22 protein-coding genes and 1 tRNA gene are annotated in these 23,211 nt (G+C 67.7%); 12 read left to right on the top strand and 11 right to left on the bottom strand.

What is annotated here, in order from left to right; translation table 11 throughout:
• Window positions 1-24 precede the first annotated feature (24 nt).
• The 5 genes from DFO45_RS14930 to DFO45_RS14910 all read left to right on the top strand — a co-directional run bounded on the left by DFO45_RS14930 (window position 25) and on the right by DFO45_RS14910 (window position 4,618).
• Complete coding sequence (locus DFO45_RS14930) at window positions 25-1,116, top strand: ABC transporter substrate-binding protein (protein ID WP_133865486.1); 1,092 nt, start codon at window positions 25-27, stop codon at window positions 1,114-1,116.
• 62 nt (window positions 1,117-1,178) lie between these two features.
• Window positions 1,179-2,003, top strand: a complete 825-nt coding sequence (locus DFO45_RS14925) for an ABC transporter permease (protein WP_133865485.1) — start codon at window positions 1,179-1,181, stop codon at window positions 2,001-2,003.
• A gap of 8 nt (window positions 2,004-2,011) precedes the next feature.
• Window positions 2,012-2,809 carry an ABC transporter permease gene (locus DFO45_RS14920; RefSeq protein ID WP_133865484.1) on the top strand — a complete coding sequence of 266 codons (798 nt, stop codon included), beginning with the start codon at window positions 2,012-2,014 and terminating at the stop codon, window positions 2,807-2,809.
• An 11-nt stretch (window positions 2,810-2,820) separates the two neighbouring features.
• Complete coding sequence (soxC, locus tag DFO45_RS14915) at window positions 2,821-4,074, top strand: sulfite dehydrogenase (RefSeq protein WP_133865483.1); 1,254 nt, start codon at window positions 2,821-2,823, stop codon at window positions 4,072-4,074.
• Window positions 4,064-4,618: a cytochrome c gene (locus DFO45_RS14910; protein ID WP_133865482.1), complete on the top strand. Its 555-nt coding sequence runs from the start codon at window positions 4,064-4,066 to the stop codon at window positions 4,616-4,618. The genes soxC and DFO45_RS14910 overlap by 11 nt, the downstream gene beginning before the upstream one ends.
• 75 nt (window positions 4,619-4,693) lie before the next feature.
• On the opposite strand, the gene DFO45_RS14905 is transcribed toward DFO45_RS14910, so the two are convergent.
• From DFO45_RS14905 to DFO45_RS14875, 7 genes are read right to left on the bottom strand one after another with little or no spacing between them, the layout of a single operon-like run.
• Entirely contained in the window at window positions 4,694-5,923 is a 1,230-nt protein-coding gene (locus tag DFO45_RS14905) for an acyl-CoA dehydrogenase family protein (protein ID WP_133865481.1), read from the bottom strand.
• A gap of 45 nt (window positions 5,924-5,968) precedes the next feature.
• A complete protein-coding gene (locus DFO45_RS14900; RefSeq protein ID WP_245518106.1) occupies window positions 5,969-6,802 on the bottom strand; it encodes an ABC transporter permease in 834 nt (277 codons plus the stop codon).
• 4 nt (window positions 6,803-6,806) lie between these two features.
• The gene (locus DFO45_RS14895) at window positions 6,807-7,781 is read right to left on the bottom strand and encodes an aliphatic sulfonate ABC transporter substrate-binding protein (protein WP_133865479.1); all 975 of its coding nucleotides are present in this window, start codon (window positions 7,779-7,781) and stop codon (window positions 6,807-6,809) included.
• A gap of 58 nt (window positions 7,782-7,839) precedes the next feature.
• Window positions 7,840-8,628: an ATP-binding cassette domain-containing protein gene (locus DFO45_RS14890; RefSeq protein ID WP_133865478.1), complete on the bottom strand. Its 789-nt coding sequence runs from the start codon at window positions 8,626-8,628 to the stop codon at window positions 7,840-7,842.
• Window positions 8,625-9,476, bottom strand: a complete 852-nt coding sequence (gene ssuC, locus DFO45_RS14885; RefSeq protein WP_133865477.1) for an aliphatic sulfonate ABC transporter permease SsuC — start codon at window positions 9,474-9,476, stop codon at window positions 8,625-8,627. Before ssuC ends, DFO45_RS14890 begins: the two co-directional genes overlap by 4 nt.
• Window positions 9,473-10,441, bottom strand: a complete 969-nt coding sequence (locus DFO45_RS14880) for a sulfonate ABC transporter substrate-binding protein (protein WP_133865476.1) — start codon at window positions 10,439-10,441, stop codon at window positions 9,473-9,475. The genes ssuC and DFO45_RS14880 overlap by 4 nt, the downstream gene beginning before the upstream one ends.
• A 39-nt stretch (window positions 10,442-10,480) precedes the next feature.
• The gene (locus DFO45_RS14875; RefSeq protein ID WP_012171683.1) at window positions 10,481-11,032 is read right to left on the bottom strand and encodes a flavin reductase family protein; all 552 of its coding nucleotides are present in this window, start codon (window positions 11,030-11,032) and stop codon (window positions 10,481-10,483) included.
• 343 nt (window positions 11,033-11,375) lie between these two features.
• On the opposite strand from DFO45_RS14875, the gene DFO45_RS14870 reads away from it, so the two are divergent.
• Both DFO45_RS14870 and ssuD read left to right on the top strand, forming a co-directional pair.
• Complete coding sequence (locus DFO45_RS14870) at window positions 11,376-12,770, top strand: LLM class flavin-dependent oxidoreductase (protein WP_133865475.1); 1,395 nt, start codon at window positions 11,376-11,378, stop codon at window positions 12,768-12,770.
• A 23-nt stretch (window positions 12,771-12,793) separates the two neighbouring features.
• Window positions 12,794-13,981 carry an FMNH2-dependent alkanesulfonate monooxygenase gene (ssuD, locus tag DFO45_RS14865; protein WP_133865474.1) on the top strand — a complete coding sequence of 396 codons (1,188 nt, stop codon included), beginning with the start codon at window positions 12,794-12,796 and terminating at the stop codon, window positions 13,979-13,981.
• A 96-nt stretch (window positions 13,982-14,077) separates the two neighbouring features.
• On the opposite strand, the gene DFO45_RS14860 is transcribed toward ssuD, so the two are convergent.
• Window positions 14,078-14,353: a hypothetical protein gene (locus DFO45_RS14860; RefSeq protein WP_012171680.1), complete on the bottom strand. Its 276-nt coding sequence runs from the start codon at window positions 14,351-14,353 to the stop codon at window positions 14,078-14,080.
• A gap of 84 nt (window positions 14,354-14,437) precedes the next feature.
• On the bottom strand, window positions 14,438-16,138 hold the full coding sequence (locus DFO45_RS14855; RefSeq protein WP_133865473.1) for a HAMP domain-containing methyl-accepting chemotaxis protein: 1,701 nt from the start codon (window positions 16,136-16,138) through the stop codon (window positions 14,438-14,440).
• Between the two features lie 631 nt (window positions 16,139-16,769).
• Between DFO45_RS14855 and DFO45_RS14850 the strand changes: the two genes are divergently transcribed.
• Window positions 16,770-17,174 carry a hypothetical protein gene (locus DFO45_RS14850; RefSeq protein ID WP_133865472.1) on the top strand — a complete coding sequence of 135 codons (405 nt, stop codon included), beginning with the start codon at window positions 16,770-16,772 and terminating at the stop codon, window positions 17,172-17,174.
• A 111-nt stretch (window positions 17,175-17,285) separates the two neighbouring features.
• Here the strand turns inward: DFO45_RS14850 and DFO45_RS14845 are convergent, their stop codons facing one another.
• Both DFO45_RS14845 and DFO45_RS14840 read right to left on the bottom strand, forming a co-directional pair.
• On the bottom strand, window positions 17,286-18,767 hold the full coding sequence (locus DFO45_RS14845; RefSeq protein WP_133865471.1) for a PAS domain-containing methyl-accepting chemotaxis protein: 1,482 nt from the start codon (window positions 18,765-18,767) through the stop codon (window positions 17,286-17,288).
• Between the two features lie 285 nt (window positions 18,768-19,052).
• Window positions 19,053-19,128 (bottom strand) — tRNA-Thr (locus tag DFO45_RS14840).
• A 268-nt stretch (window positions 19,129-19,396) separates the two neighbouring features.
• Between DFO45_RS14840 and DFO45_RS24945 the strand changes: the two genes are divergently transcribed.
• The 4 genes from DFO45_RS24945 to hisD all read left to right on the top strand — a co-directional run bounded on the left by DFO45_RS24945 (window position 19,397) and on the right by hisD (window position 23,176).
• Window positions 19,397-19,564 (top strand): hypothetical protein, encoded by a 168-nt coding sequence (locus DFO45_RS24945; RefSeq protein WP_166657142.1) that lies wholly within the window; start codon window positions 19,397-19,399, stop codon window positions 19,562-19,564.
• 270 nt (window positions 19,565-19,834) lie between these two features.
• A complete protein-coding gene (gene murA / locus DFO45_RS14835; RefSeq protein ID WP_012171675.1) occupies window positions 19,835-21,124 on the top strand; it encodes a UDP-N-acetylglucosamine 1-carboxyvinyltransferase in 1,290 nt (429 codons plus the stop codon).
• An 81-nt stretch (window positions 21,125-21,205) separates the two neighbouring features.
• Window positions 21,206-21,643 (top strand): DUF2948 family protein, encoded by a 438-nt coding sequence (locus DFO45_RS14830; protein ID WP_043879479.1) that lies wholly within the window; start codon window positions 21,206-21,208, stop codon window positions 21,641-21,643.
• A gap of 240 nt (window positions 21,644-21,883) precedes the next feature.
• On the top strand, window positions 21,884-23,176 hold the full coding sequence (hisD, locus tag DFO45_RS14825; protein ID WP_133865470.1) for a histidinol dehydrogenase: 1,293 nt from the start codon (window positions 21,884-21,886) through the stop codon (window positions 23,174-23,176).
• Window positions 23,177-23,211: the final 35 nt, after the last annotated feature.

The following is a 23,211-nucleotide window of genomic DNA, read 5'->3' as shown; positions in this document are numbered from 1 at the left end:
TTCATTCTCGCGCTGGAGGTCATTATGGCGACCCGCTTCCGCATCCCGTTCCTGCCCCGATGGACCGCACTGGTGGCGCTCGGCTGCGCCCTGCTCGGGATGGGTGCCGTGGCGCAGGCGGAGCCGCTGGTGGTGCGCATCGGCTTTGCGTCCGTGGGCGTCGACAACCGGCAGTTCGCCGGTGGCAGCTCGGTCGCCATTGCCCATGCGGAGGGCTATCTGGAGAAGGCCTTCAAGGACAATCCCGATGTCCGCTTTGAATGGTATTTCTTCAAGGGCGCCGGCCCGGCGGTGAACGAGGCTATCGCCAATGGCCAGCTTGATTTCGCCATCCAGGGCGACCTGCCGTCGGTCATCGGCCGCGCCAATGGCCTCAAGACCAAGATCCTCATGGCTTCCGGCGCCCATGCGCCCACCTATCTGGCGGTGCCCGAGGGCTCGACGCTCTCGACCGTCAAGGAGCTGAAGGGGAAAAAGGTCGCCATCTTCCGCGGCACCAACAACCATCTGGCGGTGGTGAAGGTGCTGGCCGCCAACGGCCTATCCGAGCGCGACCTGCAAGTGCTCAACATGGACAATGCCACCACCAATTCGGCCCTCGCCAGCAAGGACATCGACGGCGCCTTCGGCAACTGGCCGCTGATCTCGCTCCATCTCGCGAACCGGGCGAAGATCATCTATTCCACCAAGGGCGATGATCCCGCCTTCGAGCGCCATTCCATGGTCCTGGTGACGGAGGCGTTCGAGAGCGCGCATCCCGAGACGGTGCAGAAGATCATCACGGAATTCGTCCGTGCCGCCCGCTGGTCGTCGGAGCCGGCCAATTTCGATCAGGTGGTGGCCATCTGGGCCCGTTCCGGCACGCCGGAAGCCGTGTTCCGTTACGACTTCGCCGATACGGACGTGCGCTACCGCAATTCGCCCATCGTCGATCCCTTTCTTGTGGAACAGTACCGCTTCCAGGCCCGACAGGCGAAGGAGTTCGCTCTCGTGCGGCGGGACGTGGACGTGCGCGGCTGGTTCGAGCCGAAATACGTGGACTCCGCGATCAAGTCCCTGGGTCTTGAGGGCTACTGGACCCGCTACGACTCCAACGGCAAGCCGCTCGGTTCCTGACGCTTGCCGCATGCCGGGCCGCCCCCGGCCTGCCTCCAGAAGATCGCCCCCAGAGGATCACCATGGCCGTTCTTGATCTCCCCCGTCAGGCCGCTCCCCATCCGGTATCGTGGCGGCTGCGCCCGGTTCTCGCCGGCCTGCGCGATTTCGCTATCGCGCTGGCGCTGCCGGCCATGATCCTCATCCTCTGGGCGATCGGCTCCGCCTACCAGTTGGTGCCGCAGCAGATCCTGCCGCCGCCGGTCTACGTCTGGGAGAATTTCCGCGACATGCTGGCGAGCGGGGAACTGCTCCAGCATGCCAGCATCAGCGCCGCCCGCGTCGCCGGCGGCTTCGTGCTGGGTGCCAGCCTCGGCCTGCTGCTCGGCATCGCCATGGGCCTGTCGGAGAAGGTGGACGATTATGTGCGCCCGCTGTTCACCGCCATCGCGCAGGTGCCGACGCTGGGCTGGATTCCGTTGCTGATGCTGTTCCTCGGCATTGGCGAGGCGCTCAAGATCGTCATCATCGCCAAGGCGGCGCTGGTGCCCATGGTGCTCAACACCTCCGCCGGCATTCGCGGCGTGCCGAAAGCCTATATCGAAGTGGCGGACGTGTTCGCCTTCACACGCTGGCAGAAGCTGCGCCGCCTCATTCTGCCCGCCGCCGTGCCGCCCATCTTCACCGGCATCCGCTACAGCCTCACCAAGGCCTGGACGGCGCTGGTGGCGGTGGAACTGCTCGCCTCCGCCGAGGGGCTCGGCTACCTGCTGGTGTGGGGCCGGCAGATGTTCTGGCTGGATACGATGATCGTCGCCATGGTCATCATCGGCCTCGTGGGCTTTGCCATGGACAAGCTCCTCGCGCTCGTGGAAGCCCGGCTGCAAAGCTGGCGCATCGACGCCTGAGGCCCGCCATGACCGCGCCCCTCGTCGAAGCCGCCCCCGTGGCCTCCGCTCCCTGGCTCTCGCCGCGCCTGCGCCGGGGTCTCGTCCTGCCTCTGCTGTTGCTCATCGCCTGGGAGGCGTCCAGCCACCTGCGGCTGGTGGACCCGCGTTTCCTGCCGCCGCTGGAGGCCATCGCCGTCACCGGCTGGGAGGAGGTCTGGAGCGGCGATCTTTTCCTTCATCTGGGCGCCAGCCTTGTCCGCAATCTCACCGGCTTTGCCATCGGCTCGGTGCTGGGCATCGCCTTCGGCCTGCTGCTCGGCCTCTCGCCGCTCGCTGCGCGCATCGCCGGGCCGAGCTTCCATGCGGCCAAGCAGATCGCGGTGCTGGCCTGGATCCCCATCATCTCGGTCTGGTTCGGCTTTGCCGAGACGGCGAAGGTGGTGTTCGTGGCGGTTGCCGCCTTCGTGCCGGTGGCGCTCAACACCATCGAGGGCGTGGCGAGCGCGCCCAAGGCGCTGGTGGAAGTGAGTGACGTGCTCACCTTCTCCCGCTGGCAACGCATCCGGCGCGTTTATCTGCCCTCCGCGCTGCCCTCCATCCTCACCGGCATTCATCTCGGCCTCATCTACGCCTGGCTCGCCACCGTGGCGGCGGAATATTTCATGACCGTCGGCCCCGGCATCGGCGGGCTCATCATCGCCGGCCGCGAGCGCTTCCAGATGGAGCTGGTGATGCTGGGCGTCGTCATCCTCGGCGCGGTCGGCTTCCTCCTCAACCACATTGCGACCCTCATCGAGGCGCGCCTGCTGCGCTGGCGGGCCTGAACGGAGTTTCCATGTCTGTTGCGTCTTCCGGCGGCCGGCTCGGCCGCCGCCAGTTTCTGGGCGGCGCGGCTGCCGGCCTCGTGGCGGGTGCCGCCGGCCCCGCCGCCGCCCAGCAGGGCGCGGGGCCGCTGCAGGTGCCCGTCTGGACCCGCGAGCAGGGCGAGGGAGTCGCCTCGCCCGCCTATGGCGTGCCTTCGGCCTTCGAGAAGAGCGTGATCCGCAAGCCGCGCACGCCGCCCAAATTCCCGACCGCCGCCTCCACCGGCACGCCGTTGCAGCATCTGCACGGCATCATCACGCCGGCCGGCCTGCATTACGAGCGCCACCACGCGGGCGTGCCGGCCATAGACCCGGAGCAGCATCGCCTTGTCATCCATGGCCTTGTGGAGCGTCCGCTCATCCTGACCATGAACGACATCGCGCGCTTCCCGTCGGTCTCGCGTCTGTGGTTTCTGGAGTGCTCCGGAAATACGCCGCAATGGACCGGCGGCAGCGCCAAATGGACGGTGCAGGAAACGCATGGCCTGATCTCGTGCAGCGAGTGGACCGGCGTCCGGCTCTCCACCCTTCTTGATGAAGTGGGGCTGAAGCCAGAGGCCCGTTGGGTGCTGGCGGAAGGCGCGGACGGGGCTGCCATGACGCGCTCCATCCCCCTCGACGTGGTGCTGGATGAGGCGCTCGTCGCCTATGCCCAGAATGGCGAGCACCTGCGTCCCGAGCAGGGTTATCCGCTGCGCCTCGTGCTGCCCGGCATCGAGGGCAACATGAGCATCAAGTGGCTGCGCCGCCTCAAGGTGGGCGACCAGCCGTTCCAGTCCCGCGAGGAAACCTCCAAATACACGGACCTGATGCCGGACGGCACGGCGCGGCAGTTCACCTTCGTGATGGAGACGAAGTCGGTCATCACCTCGCCTTCCGGCGGCCACCAGTTGCGGGAGAAGGGTTTCTATGAAATCCGGGGCCTCGCCTGGTCCGGGCGCGGGCGCATCCGCAGCGTCGATGTCAGCAGCGACGGCGGCGCCACATGGCGGCCGGCTGAATTGCAGGAGCCGGTGCTCTCCCGCTGCCTCACCCGCTTCCGCGTGCCCTGGACCTGGGATGGCGGGCCTGCCCTCCTGCAAAGCCGGGCGGTGGACGAGACCGGCTATGTGCAGCCGAGCCGCCAGCAGCTCGTGGACGTGCGCGGCGTCAATTCCCAATACCATTTCAACGGCATCCAGACCTGGAAGGTGGCGCCGTCCGGCGAGGTGACCAATGCGGCCTGAGACCCAACGCCCCCTTCTTCTCGCCGCCGCGCTCGCTTTTGCCACCATCGGCGTGTCACACGCAGCGCCGCTCGGCATCGGCCAGCCAGCGACGCAGGCGGAAATCGCCCTTTGGGACATCGACGTGCGCGCCGATGGCACCGGCCTGCCGCCGGGGCGCGGGAGCGTCGCGCAGGGGCGGGAGATCTTCGCCCAGACCTGTTCCGCCTGCCATGGCGACAAGGGGCAGGGCACGGAGGCGGACGCGCTGGCGGGCGGCAAGGGCACGCTGGCCACCGCCAAGCCGCTGAAGACGGTGGGCAGCTTCTGGCCCTACGCGACCACGCTGTTTGATTATGTGAACCGCGCCATGCCCTTCACCGCGCCGCAGTCGCTCTCGCCGGACGAGGTCTATGCGGTCTCGGCCTATGTGCTCTTCCTCAACGGCCTCGTGCCGGAGGATGCGACCCTCGACGCGAAAAGCCTGCCCAAGGTCGCCATGCCCAATCGCAACGGCTTCACCAGCGATCCGCGCCCCGACATTCCGCCGGTGGCGCGCAACTGATTTCGATCCGGTGAGCGTGAATGAAAAAGCCCCGGGACGGTCCACCGTCCCGGGGCTTTTCGATGCGGGTGGGCCTCAGAAGAAGCCCTTCTCCGGCAGCCACGTGCCGTGCAGCTCATAGTCGCCGATCGCCCGCGCCTTCAGGGCGGCGGGGTTGTGGGAGGCGAGGGTACGGGCGTTGCGCCAGTGGCGGTCGAGATTCTTCGCACGCCGGGTGGCGGAGGCGCCGGCCACATCGAACAACTGGCTGCCGCCGCGAATGGTGAGGTCGTCCACGATCAGCTTCGCCTTGGAGGCGGCAAGCGAGGCCTGATGGGCGAGTTCCGCGTCCGGCTCGCCCCGCTCGCGGGCCTGGAACACCAGATCATGGGCGTCGGCGGCGGCGAGGATCAGTACCTCGGTCGCATAGGCATTGGCCGAGAGCTGGCCGATGATCTGCTGGAGCAGCGGGTCGTCCGCCACCCGCTCGGTCTGGGCGAAATAGAAGTGACGATCCTTGCGGCTGTTCAAGAGCGCCACGGAGTCCGTGAGGATGTTGCGCAGGATGCCGGCGATGGTCGCGGTGACGAGGAGCTGCGCCACGCTGTTGCTGTGGGGCACGCCATAGCCGGTCGTGAGGCTGTCCGGCTCGATCTCATCGGCCTCCACCCGCACATTGTGGAAATGGGTGGTGCCGGAGCCGGTGAGGCGCTGGCCGGCGCCGTCCCAGTCGTCGATCCGCTCGATGCCCTCGCGCGTGGTGGGGATGATGGCGGTGAGCACCGCGTCATCGGGGCCGGCGGCGCGCACCTGCACATAGTCCGCGTAAAGCGTGCCGGTGCTGTAATATTTCGTGCCCGTCAGGCGGAAGCCGTCGCCCTCCGGCACCAGCTTGGTCTCGAAGGGGCTGGCACCGACGCGCGGGCTGGTCAGCTCCGTGCTGGCGAGGCCGACGATGGCGCCGCTGGCGATCACATCGGCCCACTTCTTGCGATGGGACGAACGCCGGGAGAGGGGATAGCGCTCCACGAAGGCATAATGATTGCGCAGGGAATGGGCGATGTTGGGGTCGGCGGCGGCGAGCGCGATCACCACCTCGAACAGCTCCCGCAGGCTGGCGCCCGGCCCGCCGTCCTCCTTGCGCAGGCGCAGCGCGCCGAGGCGGGCGCTGCGGATGAGATCGAACACCTCATAGGGGTGGATGCGCTCGCGGTCGCGCTCCGCTGCGCCTGCGGCGATGAAGGCGAGGAGGTCCTTCAGCTCCGGCGAGTGATGGCTCAGCGGGCCGGAGAAGGTGGGGCGCGGCGGCGAGGCGATCTGGTTCACGGGTCACATCCTTGGAGCAGGCAGGAGAGACGCCTGAGGCGGTCCTCAGGCGTCGAGGTCGTAGCCCTTCAGCAGAGGGCGGGTGAGGGTGAGGAGGAGCGTGTCGGTGGTCTTGCCGAGCACGGCGAACACGAGAATGGCCGCGACGATCTGGTCCGGCTTGCCCAGTTGCTGGCCATCCAGCAGCAGATAGCCGAGCCCTTCGGAGGCACCCATGAATTCGGCGGCCACCACAAACATCCAGCCAAGCCCAAGGCCGGCCCGCAGCGCGGTGACATAATGGGGCAGGATGGCCGGCAGCAGGATGCGGCGGACCATGGTGGGGCCGGAGAAGAGGAAGACCTGCCCCACCTCGATGATCTTGCGGTCCACGGCCATCACCGCGCCGAGCGTGCCGAGATAGACCGGGAAGAACACGCCCACCGCGATGAGCGTGACCTTGGAGGCCTCGAAGATGCCGAGCCACAGGATGAACAGCGGCACCCATGCAATGGAGGGGATGGCCCGCAGGCCCTGGAGCGTGGGATCGACGATGGCGCGGGCAAGACCCGAGGCGCCGGAGAGGGCCCCCAGCGCCGTGCCCGCCACGACGCCCAGCGCAAAGCCGGCGGCGATGCGCTGGAGCGTGGCGGCGATATGCGGCGCCAGCTCGCCGGAGCGCGCGAGGGCATAGAGCGTCTCGGCGATCCGGCTCGGCGGCGGCAGCAGGCGACCCTGCGCGAGGCCGCCGCGCACGGCGAGTTCCCACACCACAGCGAGGCCCACCGGCAGCAGCAGGCCGAGCGCGAACCGCCAGCGCCGCCAGCCGGTTGTCCTGCGCGGGGTGGCGGCCGTGCGCCCGGCCGCTCCGGAGAAGGTCTCGGCCTGCGACAGGGTCACGGCGTCACTGCCCCACGATGAGATACTGGCCGTCGATGAGCGCATCCACCTGCGCCGGCACGTTGACGTCGGCGGCGACGACGCCCGCCTTCTGGAGCGCTTCGCCGGCGGCGAGGATGGTGTCCTTCTGCGCCTTGCCGATGGGGCCGAAGGAGAGGTCCGTGCGCTCAAGCTGCCGGGCGATGACCGGCTCGGGCAGCTTGGTGGCCGAGACGAGGGCGGCGGACAGCTCCTTGGGATGCTGCACTGACCAGAGCCGCGCCTTCTCATAGGTGGCGAGCACGCGCTTCACGATGTCCGGGTTCGCCTTGGCGAAATCCTCGCGCACGTTCAGCACGCCCCAGGTGTTGTCTTCCGGCTTGCGGAAGAAGAGCACCGCGCCATCTTCCACCTCGGCGGAGGCCATGATGGGATCGAGGCCCGCCCAGGCGTCCACGTCCTTGCGCTGGAGGGCGAGGCGCCCGTCCGCGTGCTGGAGCAGCACCAGCTTCACGTCCTTTTCCGTTAGGCCGTTGGCGGCGAGCGCCCGCACGAGGAAGATGTGCGGATCGGTGCCGCGGGTCACCGCGACCGTCTTGCCCTTGAGGTCGGCGACGGTCTTGATGCCGGTGTCTGGCCGGGTCACCAGCGCCGTCCATTCCGGACGGGAATAGACATAGACGGACTTGATGGGGTTGCCGTTGATCTTGCCGATCAGCGCCGCCGCGCCAGCGGTCGAGCCGAAGTCCAGCGAGCCGGCATTGAGGAATTCCAGCGCCTTGTTGGAGCCGGCGGACTGCACCCAGCGGATGGTGATGCCGTCCTTGGCGAATTCCTGCTCCAGCAGCTTCTGGTCCTTGAGCACGAGGGAGACCGGATTATAGGTCGCCCAGTCGATGCGGATCTCCTTGGGCGCCTCGGCGCGGGCGGGCAGGCTGGCGGCCATGAGGCCGAGGGCGGCGGCCGTTACGGCACGGCGGGTAGGCAGGAAGCCGGTCATCGGTGTCTCCTCAGAGTTGGGTCGCCGCCGCGCCGCCAGAGCGCGAGGCGGATGGCCGTCAGACAGCGGCGAGAATGCGCGCCTGAAGGCTGGAGGCGGCGGCATCGCCGGCCTCGCGGCGGGGGCGCGGCAGGTCGATGGTCTGGTCGAGGGCGATCTCGCCCGCCCGCAGCACGACGACCCGATCCGCCAGGGCGACGGCCTCGGCGACGTCATGGGTAATGAGCACCACGGTGAAGCCGCGCTCGCGCCAGATGCGCTCCAGCAGGCGGTGCATCTCCACCCGCGTCAGGGCATCGAGGGCGCCGAAGGGCTCATCCAGCAGCAGGACGGACGGGTTGCTCACCAGCGCGCGGGCGAGGGCCACGCGCTGCTTCTGGCCGCCGGAGAGCACGAAGGGCCATTCCCGGCGCCGGTCGCCGAGGCCCACATCCTTGAGCGCGAGGCTGGCCACATGGCGCCAGTCCGGCCCGCGGGCGATGCCCACATTTCCGAGCACCCGCTGCCAGGGCACCAGCCGGGCATCCTGAAACAGGAGGCGTACGTCGCGCTGGAGGCCGGAGACGGCCGCGCCATTGATGCGCACCGTGCCGGAGGTCGCCGCATCAAGCCCCGCGATGAGGCGCATCAGCGTGGTCTTGCCGCCGCCGGAACGGCCGACCACGGCGAGGAACTGACCGGCCGGAACGTCGAGATCGAGCCGCCGCAGCACCGGTCGCTCGCCGAATGCCTTCACGACGCCGGAGAGGGAGACGGGCGCGCCGCCGAAGCGCGCGGGCGCCGCCTCGGCGGGCGCGCGCGGGGCAGTGAGCAGGCCGTCGCCGAAGGCCACGAGGGGCGTGCTCATGCGGTGAGCCCCTTGCCTTGATAGGCGGGATGCCAGGCCAGCGCCCGGTGCTCGATGGCGCGTGTCAGGCTGTCTGCCAGCTTGCCCAGCAGGGCATAGGCAAGCACGCCCAGCACGACCACGTCGGTCTGGAGGAACTCGCGGGCATTCATGGTCATGTAGCCGATGCCCGAGGTCGAGGAGATGGTCTCCGCCACGATGAGCGTCAGCCACATGATGCCGAGCGCATAGCGCAGGCCCACGAGAATGGAGGGTAGGGCGCCCGGCAGAACGATGCGCCAGAACAGGGCCGCCGGCGAGAGGCCATAAACCCGTGCCATCTCCACAAGCCCGCGATCCACCGTGCGAATACCGTGGAAGGTGTTGAGATAGATGGGAAAGGCAACGCCGATGGCGACGAGGAAGACCTTTGCCTCCTCATCAATGCCGAACCACAGGATGACCAGCGGGATGATGGCGAGATGCGGCACGTTGCGCAGCATCTGGAGGGTGGAATCGAGCGCCGTCTCGGCGGGCCGCCAGATGCCGTTGAGCACGCCGAGCGCAAAGCCGATGCCGCCGCCAATGAACAGGCCGGTGAGGGCCCGCTTCGTGCTGACGGCGATGTTGGCGAGCAGGGAGCCATCCTTCAGCGTGCGCCAGAAGGCGAGCGCCACGTCGGTCGGCGCCGGCAGGACGCGGGAGGAGAGGAAGCCGAAGCTCGCAGCCGCCTGCCACAGAACCAGCACCGCGAGCGGCAGCGCCCAGGGCAGCAGGCCGCCGGCGAGCGCCTTCAGCACGCTGCCCCGCTGCCGGGAGACGGCGGGGGCCGAGGCCAGCGTCGCGCTCTCGATGGCGGCGTCGCTCATGATTTGAGGGCCCGCACCGCCTCGGAGATCCGGATCTCCTTGGGGATGAGGCCCAGCTTGAAGAAGGCGTCCGCCACCTGCTGCTGCTGAGCCACCACCGCGGGGGTGATGGGCTTCACGTCATACTGCTGGCGGGCGAGCGCAATCTCGAGGATCGGTGCAGGAATGCCGATGAGCGGCGAGAATTCCGCTGCCGCGGCCTTCGGATTGGCCTTCACCCAGGCGCCGATTTCCGCGACGCCCGCGAGCACCGCATCGACCACATCGGGGGCCTTCTCCACGAAGCTCTGGGTGGAGAAATAGAACTGGTAATTGGAGACGATGCCGGTGCCGTTGGTGAGCTGGCGAGCCTCGATGGTCGTTTCCGCAGCGGCCTGGAAGGGGTCCCAGATGGCCCAGGCGTCCACCGCGCCGCGTTCGAAGGCGGCGCGGGCATCGGCGGGGGTGAGGAAGGCGGTCTTGATGTCCGTATAGGAGACGTTCGCTGTCTCCAGCGCCTTCACCAGCAGGTAATGGACGTTCGAGCCCTTGTTGAGGGCCACCGTCTTGCCCTTGAGATCGGCGACCGTCTTAAGCGGGCTGTTCTTGGGCACGAGGATGGCTTCGCCCTCGGGCGCGGCGGGCTCATAGCCCACATAGACGAGTGGTGCCCCGGCGGCCTGCGCGAAGATGGGCGGGGCCTCGCCGGTGTTGCCGAAATCGATGGCCCCCGCGTTCAAGGCCTCGAGCAGCTGCGGCCCGGCGGCAAATTCCGCCCAGCGGACGGTGTAACCGAGCGGCTTCAGCTTGGCTTCCAGCAGGCCCTTGTTCTTGAGCAGGATCAGCGTGCCGTATTTCTGATAGCCGATCCGCACCACCTTTTCCTGCGCATGGGCGCCGGCGCTCCAGCCGGCGACCAGCGTGCCGGCGGCGAGCGCCCCAAAGCGCCGGCGCGTCACGGAAAGCGGGTTGTTCGTGTGCGACATGACATGACCCCTGAGGCGGTGACGCGGACCGGATGGATTTCAGACGTTGGCTGGCGACGCTTCGAGACCGCGATAGGCGCCGGCCCAATAGAGCAGGGGCTCGGCGTTCTCGGTGATGCGGGCGGCGGCGACGCGGCCGATGACGATGATGTGGGAGTGCCGCTCGATGGCCTCTTCCAGATAGCAGTCGAAGGCCGCCAGAGCGTCGTTGAGCACCGGGGCTCCGGTTTCGAGCCGTGTCCAGTCGGCGCCCTTGTAGCGCTCCGGCCCCTTCTCGCCGTTGCGTCCGGCGAACTGGTCGGCGAGCGCCTGATGATGCGGGCGCAGCACGTTGATGGCGAAGCGGCCCTCCTCGATCAGCGTCGCCCGGGCGGAGGATGAACGGTTGACGCAGATGATCAGCGTCGGCGGATCGACGGACAGCGAGGTAACGGAGGTGGCGGTGAGGCCGGTGCGGCGCTCACCTTCGCCCACGGTGAGAATGCTCACGGCGCCCGCGAGCTTGCGCATCCCGGCGCGAAAGGCGAGGGCGGTGGCGGCAAGTTCCGGCTGGGCGGGCGCGACGGCCGTGATGGCGGAATGGGCGTTCATGGCAACCTCGTGTAAGCGCCGGGCGGGCGGCGGGTCTGGTCACGACGGGCAGAAGGGGTGCCGGGCCCATGCCCGAATGTGCCGCCTTCTAATCACGTGAACTGATTGTGATTAAAATCATAGATCGCATTTCTCATGTTAGTCAATTAAATCAATCGAAAAATAAATCCGCCTCCGTCGTCCGGCAGGCGAAGGCCTGGCGGGTCGCCGATGCGGTTTGACGCACCGCAAGGAATGGACAAAAATAAAATCCATCATATGAATGAGTTTAATGTTTTTCACAGCGCGGGGTGGGGGATCTGATGCCCCAGAGATCGCTGCCGCCGGTCGGGATGAGATAGCCATGGCGCGGGACATTCTCTTCAACGCCTTCGCCATGAACTGCGTCGGCCACCAGTCCCCCGGACTATGGCGCCATCCGAAGGATCGGACGACCGACTACAACCGGCTGCCCTATTGGCTCGATCTTGCCCGCGTGCTGGAGCGGGGGCTGTTCGACGGCCTGTTCCTCGCCGACGTGCTGGGCGTCTATGACGTCTTCGGAGGCTCGCCGGACGCGGCCCTGCGCAACGCCACGCAAGTTCCGGTGAATGACCCCATGCTCATCGTCCCCGCCATGGCGGCGGTGACGCAGCATCTGGGCTTCGGCGTCACCTCCACGCTCACCTACGAGCCGCCCTATCCCTTCGCCCGGCGCATGAGCACGCTCGATCACCTCACCGAAGGGCGCATCGGCTGGAACATCGTCACCGGCTATCTCGACAGCGCCGCTCGGGGCATGGGCCTTGCCCACCAGCGCGCCCATGACGACCGCTATGCGGTGGCGGACGATTATATGGAGGTGGTCTACAAGCTCTGGGAGGGCTCGTGGGAGGAGGGGGCCGCGGTGCGCGACCGGGCGCAGGGCGTCTTCACCGATCCCGCCAAGGTCCATCGCGTGCACCATCAGGGGCCGCATTATGCGCTCGATGCCATCCATCTGTGCGAGCCCTCGCCCCAGCGCACGCCCGTGCTCTATCAGGCCGGCACCTCGCCGCGTGGGCGCGCCTTCGCCGGGCGCCATGCGGAAGCGGTGTTCGTCTCCGGCCCCTCCGTCGCAGTGATCGCGCCGCGCGTCGCCGCCCTGCGACAGGCGGCACAGGAGAATGGCCGTGCGGCCGATGACATCCGCATCTTCGCAATGGCCACCATCGTCGTCGGGGAAACCGAGGCGGCGGCGCGGGCGAAGCTGGACGACTACCGCGCCTACATCAGCCGCGAGGGTGCGCTGACGCTCTATTCCGGCTGGACGGGCGTCGATTTCTCCACTTATGCCCATGACCAGCAGGTCCGCCACATCGAGAACGAAGCCGGCCGCAGCGCCATGGACAACATGACCCGCGCCGATCCGAACCGGGTCTGGACCGTGGGCGAGGTGGCCGAGCATGTGGGCATTGGTGGCGTCGGCCCCGTCTTTGTAGGCGATCCGGCGCAGGTGGCCGACGCGCTGGAGGGCTTCATCGAAGCCACCGGCATCGATGGCTTCAATCTCGCCTTCGCCATCAGCCCGGGCAGCTATGAGGACATTGCCGATCTGGTGGTGCCCGAGTTGCAGCGGCGCGGCCGCTACAAGCGCGCCTATGCGCCCGGCACCTTGCGCGAGAAGCTGTTCGGTGCCGCGCCACACCTTTCCGCCCCGCATCCGGCGGCCTCCTACCGCCGGCTTCCCCCGCACGCCTCCGGCCTTGCGGCCGAATGATCTCACCTTTCGAGAAAAAACCCATGACCGATACCAGCGATCTCGTGCCCGCCCCCGAAGCCAATGTGCTGTGGTTCCTGCCGACCCATGGCGACGGGCATTATCTCGGCACCTCGCATGGCGCGCGTGCCGTCTCGCTCGGCTATCTGCGCCAGATCGCGCAGGCGGCTGACCAGCTCGGCTATTACGGCGTTCTCATCCCCACGGGCCGCTCGTGCGAGGACAGCTGGATCGTCGCGTCCGCGCTCGCGCCCGCTACGGAAAAGCTGCGCTATCTCATCGCCGTGCGCCCCGGCCTGCTGGAGCCGGCCGTGGCCGCGCGCATGACCGCCACGCTCGACCGCATCTCCGATGGGCGCGTGCTCATCAATGTGGTGACCGGCGGCGATCCGGTAGAGAACAGGGGCGACGGCTTCTTCCTCGACCATGCCGAGCGCTATGAGGTGACGGACGAGTTCCTCTCCATCTACACGCGCCTGCTCAAGGGCGAGGATGTCACCTTCACCGGCAAGCACCTGAAGGTGGAGGATGGCAAGCTGCTCTATCCGCCGGTGCAGGAGCCGCATCCGCCGCTGTTCTTCGGCGGCTCGTCGCCTGCCGCGCACACCGTCGCCGCCAAGCACATCCAGAAGTATCTCACCTGGGGCGAGCCGCCCGCGGCGGTGGCGGGCAAGATCCGCGACATCAAGGCCCGCGCGGCGGCGGAAGGGCGGGAGGTGTCCTTCGGCATTCGCCTGCATGTCATCGTGCGCGACACCAATGAGAAGGCGTGGGAGGCGGCCGAGGACCTCATCCGCCACGTGGACGAGAACACCATCGTGGAGGCGCAGAAGGTCTTCCAGCGCATGGATTCGGAAGGCCAGCGCCGGATGAGCGCGCTGCACGGCGGCGACCGCACGAAGCTGGAGGTGGCGCCGAACCTGTGGGCCGGTGTCGGCCTCGTGCGCGGCGGTGCGGGCACGGCGCTGGTGGGCGATCCGCAGACGGTGGCCGAACGCATGAAGGAATACATGTCGCTCGGCATCGACACCTTCGTGCTCTCCGGCTACCCGCATCTTGAGGAGGCCTATCGCTTCGCCGAGAGCGTCTTCCCGCTGCTGCCGCTCGCTGCTACCACAGGCCGCGCCAAGGGCAAGATCCTGCATCGCGGCCCCTTCGGCGAGATGATCGGCAACACCATCGTGCCCGAGCCGAAGGTCTCCGCCTCCTGAGCTGTGGCCCATGAAGAACGCCGCCGGTGATGAGCCGGCGGCGCAATTGTCCTGGGCATAGGAGAACAGGGCCGCGCGCTGCGTGGCCTGCACGTCCTAGCGGATGGCGGGCAGGTCCTGCTGCTCGATGCGGGCGATGGCGCGGGCGAGGCAGAGATATTCCACCACCCGGTCGCGGGCGAGGTCGATCTCGCGCTTCTGTCCGGCGGACAGCTCCGGAATGGCCGCGAGGCGGCGATAGTCGGAGAGGGCGTCCACCGCCTGCGCATAGATCTGATCGCTCGGGCTGGTGGGGATCGGCGCGGACGCCGCCTGCGGCGCCTCCGGAGGGGCTGGCAAATGGACGACGTTGCCGATCGTCTTGATGGTCATGGGGCTGTTTCCGTCAAAGCGCAGGGCGAAGGGCGAAGAGAATGTAAAGAGGGGCGCCGGGCGGCGCCCCTCTCCGGATCAGGATCACGCGGCGTTGAGGTCGCGGACGAAGCCTTCCACGACGCTGCGCAGGTCGGTCGCCTGGGACGAGAGGCCCTGCGACAGGGCGAGCAGTTGGGAGGAGGCCGCGCCGGTCGTCTGGGCGGCCTGGCCGACGCCGCTGATGTTGTTCGTGACATCCTGCGTGCCGGTGGCGGCCTGCTGGCAGTTCTGCGCGATCTCGCCAGTGGCGGCGCCCTGCTGCTCCACCGCGCCTGCGATGGAGGAGGAGATCTGCTTCACCTCGGTGATGACGCGGATGATCTCCGACATGGAGGCCACCGTGCCCTGGGTCGCGGTCTGGATCTCCGTCACCTTGGTGTAGATGTCGGCGGTCGCCTTGGAGGTCTGGGACGCCAGTTCCTTCACCTCCGTGGCCACCACCGCGAAGCCCTTGCCGGCCTCACCGGCGCGGGCCGCCTCGATGGTGGCATTGAGCGCCAGCAGGTTGGTCTGGTCGGCAATGCCCTTGATGAGGTTGATCACGTCGCCGATGTCTGCCGCCGCCTTGGCGAGATCCGCGATGCGCTGGTTGGAGGATTCCGCCTCCTTGTAGGCGCGCTCCGCGACGACGGCCGAATGGGAAACCTGACCGTTGATCTCGCGCACGGAGGCGGCGAGTTCCTCGGAGGAGGCGGCCACCGTCTGCACATTGGTGGCGGCTTCCTCCGCCGCCGCGGCGACGGACTGGGCCTGTTGCGAGGTCTGGTCGGCGGCAGCCGAGAGGTTGCGGGCGGATTCCGCCACTTCCTGAGAGGAATTGGCAAAGCCAGAGGCAAGATCTTTCATGCGGGCGACGAAGCCCTGGGCGAGGTGCTCGCGGCGCTCCAGCGTCTTGCGCTCGACTTCCTGCCGCCGGGCCTGCTCCTGCCGGGCGACTTCCGCCTCGCTGAGCTGCACGCGCATCAGTTCGAGGGTGCGGCCCATGGCGCCGATCTCGTCCTTGCGCTCCTTGCCTTCCACCTCGCCGGCGAGCTTGCCTTCGCCCATGGCCACCATCTTCTCCATGAGGCGGCGCAGCGGGGCCACGATGCCGCCACGCACCACGAAGATGGCGAGGGCGATGATAAGCAGCGTCGCGCCTAGGATGCAGCCGAGCGTGGTCCAGATGGTGGAGGTTGTGCGCTGCGCCGTCTCTGCCTTGATCGCTGTGGCTTCCCGGATGAGGCCATCGTTGAAGCTGGCGGTGGCGTTCACAACTCCGTCGATAGCGGGGTCGCAGGAGCCCGCCATGATCTGCGAGGCCCGCTCGATGCTTTCAGCTGTGACCTGCTCCGCACCGGTCTTGATGGCCGCGCCGCAGGGGCCGGCGACGACCGCGGGTAGGGTGCTCCGCATCTTCTCAATTTCCGCGGCCTTGGCGGGTACAGCTTGAGCCGCTTCCGTCATGAGCATGTCGTAACGCTTGGTGGCGTCTTCAAGTGCAGTCTTGGCCTTCCGGTCCTCGACTTCGCTGGTCGCGACGATCCCTCGGTAGATCTCGGACCGCGCGGTTTGAGCCGCGCGCGCCGCCCGCGCCACCTTAAGCATCGCGGTCTGATGGCCGTTGATCAGGTCCACGTACGTCGTCTGAATGCCCGACATGCCCGAGGCCGCATAGAGCCCGCCAGCGAGGCTTGTCACGCCGAGCGCCGCGAGAAGGGTCACGACCTTCGCGGTCATCGGCAGATTGGAGTATTTGACCATCGCTTTCGTCCACCTTGGGTTGCGTTATTGACCTGCCGCCCCGAATTGACTTGATCTGCCGTGTTTAAGTATTCAAAGCGGATGTATTCGTTTTGTTCCGGAAAATTGTGCACTGTGGCTTGCGTGGGGCTTGTGCATCGTGATCTATATTTGAAGCGTGCATGTATTGCTTGGCGGAAGACGTTAAGTGAGGCTTAGGGTGAGTTCTGGATCATCACGTTGGGTCGCTGCAGGCTTAGACGGCACGGGCGGGCCTCGGAGGCGGCCCTTTCCGCTCGGCGGTGCAGGGGCCGACGCTCACACAACGCTGGTTTCGTCGGCTTTCGAGCGGGTGGAGCGCCATCGGCGCCGCGACATGTGGGGATGAATAATTTTGGCCCCAATGGCCGCTCACGGGCCGAGGCGGCGTACAAATACAGATGATGAGGTGAGGGCATAATCCGGAACGCCGCGCCGTCCGTAACGTTGCGGGACCATGGGGCATTCAGCCCCGGATGAGGCCGGGGCAACATGAGCGCTGACGGCCGGCTGGGATCCTCCCCGGCCCGGCGCTGCAAGGAGTGTGGTGGGAGCGCCATCGCGGCCGTCCGCATGGCGCCTGCCGAATGAGGGAAGCCGCTGGAGACGTCACATGGCCTCGCTGCGTTCCGCTCTGTGTTCGATGCCGCTGGCCGCACTGGCGCTGCTGGCGACGGTGGGCGCCGCCAAGGACAGCGCGCTGCGGGCGCAGGATCTGCCCCGGAAGGGCATCCATGTGGACGTGACCATCGCCGCCGTCTGTCAGGCGGTGCTGCCGGAAGTGATCGCGGGGCTGGCGCGCTTCGGCGTGTCCCGGCCCGCCGTCTGCCCGAGCCGCTCGGCCGTCATCATCCACCAGCCGGAAAAGAACCGCTTTGTGCTGCGCGATTCCGTGAAGGCGCAGCCCGGCGGCGCGGACCGCGTGCTCTCCTATCAGGTGGAGGCGCAGTATCAGGTGGACGACAATGGCCATCCCATCTGGACGGCCGTCCACTTCCAGAGCGAAGGGGGCGGCTAGCCGCGCTGGCCCTTCGCGGGCGCCTGCCTCATCCGGCACGCGCCAGATGGGGCGCGCACCTTTTGGCTGCGCGCTTTCGATGCACGGACGGCGCTGCCGGGCAGGGCCGCCTCAGGCGATGGACGCCGCCGCCTGCCGGACCTGACGGGTCGCCTGTTCCACCTGGTTGGTCGAGCCGGCGATGGCATTCATGTTGGCCTTCACCATCTCGACGCCCTGGGCGGCCCCCTGCATGTTGGAGGAGACCTCGCGCGTCACCGCCGTCTGCTCCTCCACCGCCGAGGCGATGACCGAGGCCACGTCGTTGAGGTCGGAGATGGTGCCGGTGATGGAGCCGAGGGCCTGCACCGCCTGCTGCGTGACCTGCTGCACCGCCTCGATCTGCGAGGCGATCTCGCTGGTGGCCTTGGAGGTCTGGCCGGCGAGGCTCTTCACCTCCTGCGCGACCACGGAGAAGCCCTTGCCGGCATCGCCCGCACGCGCGGCCTCGATGGTGGCGTTGAGCGCCAGCAGGTTGGTCTGCTCGGCGATGGAATCGATGAGGCTCACCACGTCGCCGATCTTCTGCGCGGCGCCGGTGAGGCTCGTGACGATGGTGTTGGTGCGCGCGCCCTCGTTCGCCGCCGTTCTCGCAAGCGTGCTCGACTGGTGGATCTGCCGGCGGATTTCCTCGACGGAGGCAGCCAGTTCCTCGGCGGCAGCCGCCACCGACTGCACGTTGCCCGCCGTCTGCTCGGCGGCGGCGGAGGCGGAGGCCGCCTGCGTGTTGGCCTGCGTGAGTTCCTGGCTGATGCGCTCGAGATCGGCGGCGATCTCCTTCTGCACGCCGGCACGATGCAGGCGCTGCTTCACGGCCTCGGTGATGTCGGTGGCGAACTTCACCACCTTGAAGGGCTTGCCGGTCGCATCGAAAATGGGCGTGTAGGTGGCCTGGATCCAGACTTCCTTCCCGCCCTTGCCCAGCCGCTTGTATTCCGCCTGCTGGTATTCGCCCCGGCGCAGCGCGTCCCAGAAGGCGCGATAGGCGGGGCTGTTCTTGTCGTCGGCCGTCACGAACATGGAGTGGTGGCGACCCTGGATCTCTTCGAGGCGATAGCCGAGGGCATCGAGGAAGTTCTGGTTCGCTTCCGTGATGGTGCCGTCCAGGGTGAAGTGGATCACCGCCTGCGACTTGGAGATGGCGGCCACCTGTCCCTCGAACTCGGCGGTGCGGCGCTTGCGCTCGGTGATGTCGGAGGCGAACTTCACCACCTTGATGACGCGCCCGGAGCCGTCCATGACAGGATTGTAGGTGGCCTCCAGCCAAACTTCATGGCCGCCCTTCCCGATACGCCGGAACTCGCCGGCGTGGAACTGCCCCTTGGCGAGGGTGCTCCAGAAGGCCCGATACTCCGGGCTCTCCACCTCCGCCGGATCCATGAAGGTCCGGTGATGGCGGCCACGGATCTCCTCCAGTGAATAGCCCACGACCTTCAGGAAGTTCGCGTTGGCGGTGATCACCTCGCCCGAGGAGGTGAACTCGATGATCGCCAGGGATCTGTCGAGCGCCTTGATCGTCTGGGCATCAATCTTAGCGTTGAACCATGGAAACATGGGGCGCCCCCTAGCAGTGGTATCGTTACCTTAGTCGCGGCAGACAATGACGCTTCTGCCGGTCGCCGTCCTGCTGCGTTGGAGCCGGAATTTGCCTTTATATGGCAAGCATACCAGTTGGACTTCGGCGTAGGGCGGACCGGGCGAGACAAAGCCAAGCCGGGGCTTGATCTTCGCCCCGATCAGACCGTTCCGATTTGAACCTAAAACGTCTGCCGCAACGTGATCCAGCGCGCGAGGGGAGGCTGTTCGCGGCGCCGCCGATGTTCGATTCTTGAAGAAGAGTGGTGCCGCTTGAGGGATTCGAACCCCCGACCCCCTCATTACGAATGAGGTGCTCTACCAGCTGAGCTAAAGCGGCACGGCGATCATGGATCGCTCTGTTCGATGGACTTCGGCACGGTTAAGGCAAGCGCAACACCGTTCCGACGCGTCGTCATCGAACGCGCCTCTCATACGGAAGAGCGGCCGCACTTTCAAGGCCAGGGTGCATTCGGCGCGACGAAGAGTGGGGACACTGCCCGGAAAACGCTGCGCCGGAAGGGTTTCATCCACCATGCCGGGAGGTTCCGGCGCCGCGCGCTGCGTGTGCGCTTGCGCGCGAACGGCCCGCCCGCTAGCCAAGGCGGATGACCAATACGGATGACAAGGCCGCGCGGCTCGCGGCGGCGCTCCGGGCGAATCTGGCACGCCGCAAAGCCCAGAAGCGGGCGCGGGCCGAGGCGGAAACGGGCGAAACCAAGGCGGAGCCGGATGCCCCGAAGCTTGGCCGTCCGACACCGGATGACGGGGAATAACGTTTCCTGTCAACGGATTGCGGGGCGTGTCCCCAGCGGCCCGAGGGCGCGTGCGGATGCCGTTGTGCGCACCGGAAGACCGGGCTAGACCTCAAGGCTTGAACGTTGTGCGGCGGGGGCGCCGGATTTTCGGGTTTGCGGCCATCGCCGGCCTTCGGATCTGCGGTCTGCGGAAGGTGCGAAGAGCGGGCGAGAGGCCATGCGGCGGCGCGTGGCGCCTGGGACGGCCGTGAGCCGTCCGAGCGGGGCGACAAGAGGAGCAGTCGTTACATGGACAAGATTCGCATCATCGGCGGCGGCAGCCTCAACGGCACCATTCCGATCTCCGGTGCCAAGAATGCCGCCCTGCCGCTGATGATCGCGGCGCTGCTCTCGGAAGAGAAGCTGGTGCTGGAGAATGTGCCGCGGCTCGCGGACGTGGCGCTGCTCCAGCGCATTCTCGGCAACCACGGCGTGGACATCACGGTCAACGGCAAGCGCAACGGGGACGATCCCCACGCCGGCCAGACCATGGAGATCGACGCCCGCGTGATCGTCGATACCACCGCGCCCTATGATCTCGTGTCCCGGATGCGGGCGAGCTTCTGGGTGGTCGGGCCGCTGCTGGCGCGCATGGGCGAGGCCCGCGTCTCGCTTCCCGGCGGCTGCGCCATCGGCACCCGGCCCGTGGACTTCCATCTCGATGCCCTGCGGGCGCTGGGCGCCGATATCGACATCGATGCCGGCTATGTGGTCGCCCGCGCGCCGCACGGCCTCACCGGCGCCCGCATCGTGTTCCCGAAAGTGTCGGTGGGCGCGACCCACACCGCCATCATGGCGGCGGCCCTCGCCAAGGGCGATACGGTGATCGAGAACGCCGCCCGCGAGCCCGAGATCGTCGATCTCGCCGACTGCCTCATCAAGATGGGCGCACGGATCGAGGGCGCGGGCACGTCCACCATCGAGATTTCCGGTGTGCCGCGCCTGCGCGGCGCGCGCCATTCGGTCCTGCCCGACCGCATCGAGACCGGCACCTATGCCATGGCCACGGCCATGACCGGCGGCGACGTGACGCTCGCCGGCGCGCGGGCGGACCTGCTCGAGAGTGCGCTCGATGTGCTGCGCAAGGCGGGCGCGCAGATCGATGTGAACAACGAGGGCATCCGCGTCCGCCGCAACGGCGCGGGCATCTTTCCCGTGGAGGTCTCCACGGCGCCGCATCCGGGCTTCCCGACCGACCTTCAGGCCCAGCTCATGGCCCTGATGACGCGGGCCCAGGGCCGTTCGCGCATCACCGAGACCATCTTCGAGAACCGCTTCATGCATGTGCAGGAACTGGCCCGTCTCGGCGCCAATATCCATCTTGAGGGCGATACCGCCATCGTGGAGGGATCCGACCGCCTCAAGGGCGCCCCGGTGATGGCGACCGACCTGCGTGCCTCCGTGTCCCTCGTCATTGCCGGCCTTGCCGCCGAGGGCGAGACCATGATCCAGCGCGTCTATCACCTCGACCGCGGCTTCGAGCGGCTGGAGGAGAAGCTCTCCCGCTGCGGCGCGCAGATCGAGCGCATCAGCGGCTGAGCCGTGACCCGGTGGCCCGCGCCCTTGCGGCGCGGGGGCTGGCTCTCTATTTGCAGGGCACGTCGAAGGAGGGGCAATCCCATGGACGCGCTCAAGCTTTTCGCGCTGGACGACGAGGACCTCGCGATCCTCTCCACCCATCTGCAGGATGCGGTGGTGAAGGTGGCCGACATCGGCTTCGTGCCCAAGGCGCAGCGCTTCGCCCTCCTGCTCAATCGCTTCGACTGGGACCAGAAGGAATGCGCGGGCGAGCATGTGCGCCGGCGCACCGGCCTGCATTTCGAGCGGGTGACGGCGGTGAAGACGCGCGGCTTCGAGCCGACGGACAAGGAGGAGGTGCTGAACCTCCTCGCCATCACCTTCACCCCCGAGGAAACCCCGTCCGGCTATGTGATCCTGACCTTTTCCGGCGGCGCGGAAATCCGCCTCGATGTGGAATGCATCGAGGCCGGCATGTCCGATCTCGGCCCCGCCTGGGGCTGCACCAAGGCCCCCGCCCACAAGGACACTGCCGCCTGATCGGGCCCGCCCGACGGACTTAAGGCCGCGCTCGCGCGTCCAGGTGTTGCAATCTCCCGCATTCGGCTTCAAGGAAACCCCACACGGCGTGTTGCGCCGGCCGGGATGTCCCGGCCCGCGGGAAACGCCAAGCTTGAGATGCGTGAAGCGCCGCCGGGCCGCTCCGGGGGCGTTTCGAGCGCCGGCGGATCCGGACGGAGCAATAGCTCCGGCCCGGGTCTCCGGCCCCGGGAACCAGAGATGCCGATCCGCCTCGACGCCAAGTCCACCGCTTTCCCCGACGCCTTCGCCACCTTCCTCGCCAGCAAGCGGGAAGCGTCAACCGATGTTGCGGTTGCTGTCGCCGACATCATCGCCGGCGTGCGGGCGCGCGGGGATGCGGCCCTCATCGATTATTCGCGCACCTTCGACCGGGTGGAGCTGGAAGGCCGCATCCGCGTGAGCGAGGCGGAGATCGAGGCGGCGCTCGCCGAGGTGCCGCACGACACCTTCGAGGCGCTGAAGTTCGCGAAGGCCCGCATCGAGGCGCACCACGCCCGCCAGCTTCCGGCGGACGAGCGCTATACGGATGCGGTCGGGGTCGAGCTCGGCCAGCGCTGGACGCCGGTGGATGCGGTGGGTCTTTATGTGCCCGGCGGCACGGCGGCCTATCCCTCGTCCGTGCTCATGAATGCGGTGCCGGCGAAGGTCGCGGGCGTGCCGCGCGTTGCCATGGTGGTGCCTTCGCCCGATGGCGTCATCGCGCCGCTGGTGCTCGCCGCTGCCCGCCTTGCGGGCGTGGACGAGGTCTATCGCGTGGGCGGGGCACAGGCGGTGGCCGCGCTCGCCTATGGCACCGAGACGATCGCTCCGGTGGACAAGATTGTCGGCCCGGGCAACGCCTATGTGGCGGCGGCCAAGCGGCAGGTGTTCGGCAAGGTGGGCATCGACATGATCGCCGGCCCCTCCGAGGTGCTGATCCTCGCCGACGGCAACGCCAATGCCGCCTGGATCGCTGCGGACCTGCTGGCGCAGGCCGAGCATGATGCGGCGGCCCAGTCCATCCTCGTCACCGATTCCCCCGCGCTCGCCGATGCCGTCACCCGCGCGGTCGAGGCGCAACTCACCACGCTGCCCCGCCGCGAGATCGCGGAAGCCTCCTGGCGCGACCACGGGGCCATCATCCTCGTCGGCAGCATGGACGAGGCGCTGCCGCTGGTGGACCGCGTTGCCCCCGAGCATCTGGAAATCCATGCGGACGATGCCGATGCGCTGGCCGACCGCATCCGTCATGCGGGTGCGATCTTCGTGGGCGCCTATACGCCGGAGGCCATCGGCGACTATGTGGGCGGCACCAATCATGTGCTGCCCACCGCCCGTTCGGCCCGCTTCTCTTCCGGGCTCGGCGTCTATGACTTCCTCAAGCGCACCTCCATCCTGAAGTGCAGCCCGGCTTCGCTGAACGTGATCGGGCCGGCCGCGGTGCGCCTTGCCGAAGTGGAACGGCTCGATGCCCACGGCCGCTCCATCCTCATCCGCACCAATGCCGGCTGAGGCCCGTTGAGTTCCGACCAGGTGACAGAGGGCCG

The sequence above is a fragment of the Azorhizobium sp. AG788 genome, assembly GCF_004364705.1.
In the GTDB taxonomy this organism is placed as follows: Bacteria; Pseudomonadota; Alphaproteobacteria; order Rhizobiales; family Xanthobacteraceae; genus Azorhizobium; species Azorhizobium caulinodans.
This window is presented reverse-complemented; position numbering and strand designations above follow the sequence as displayed.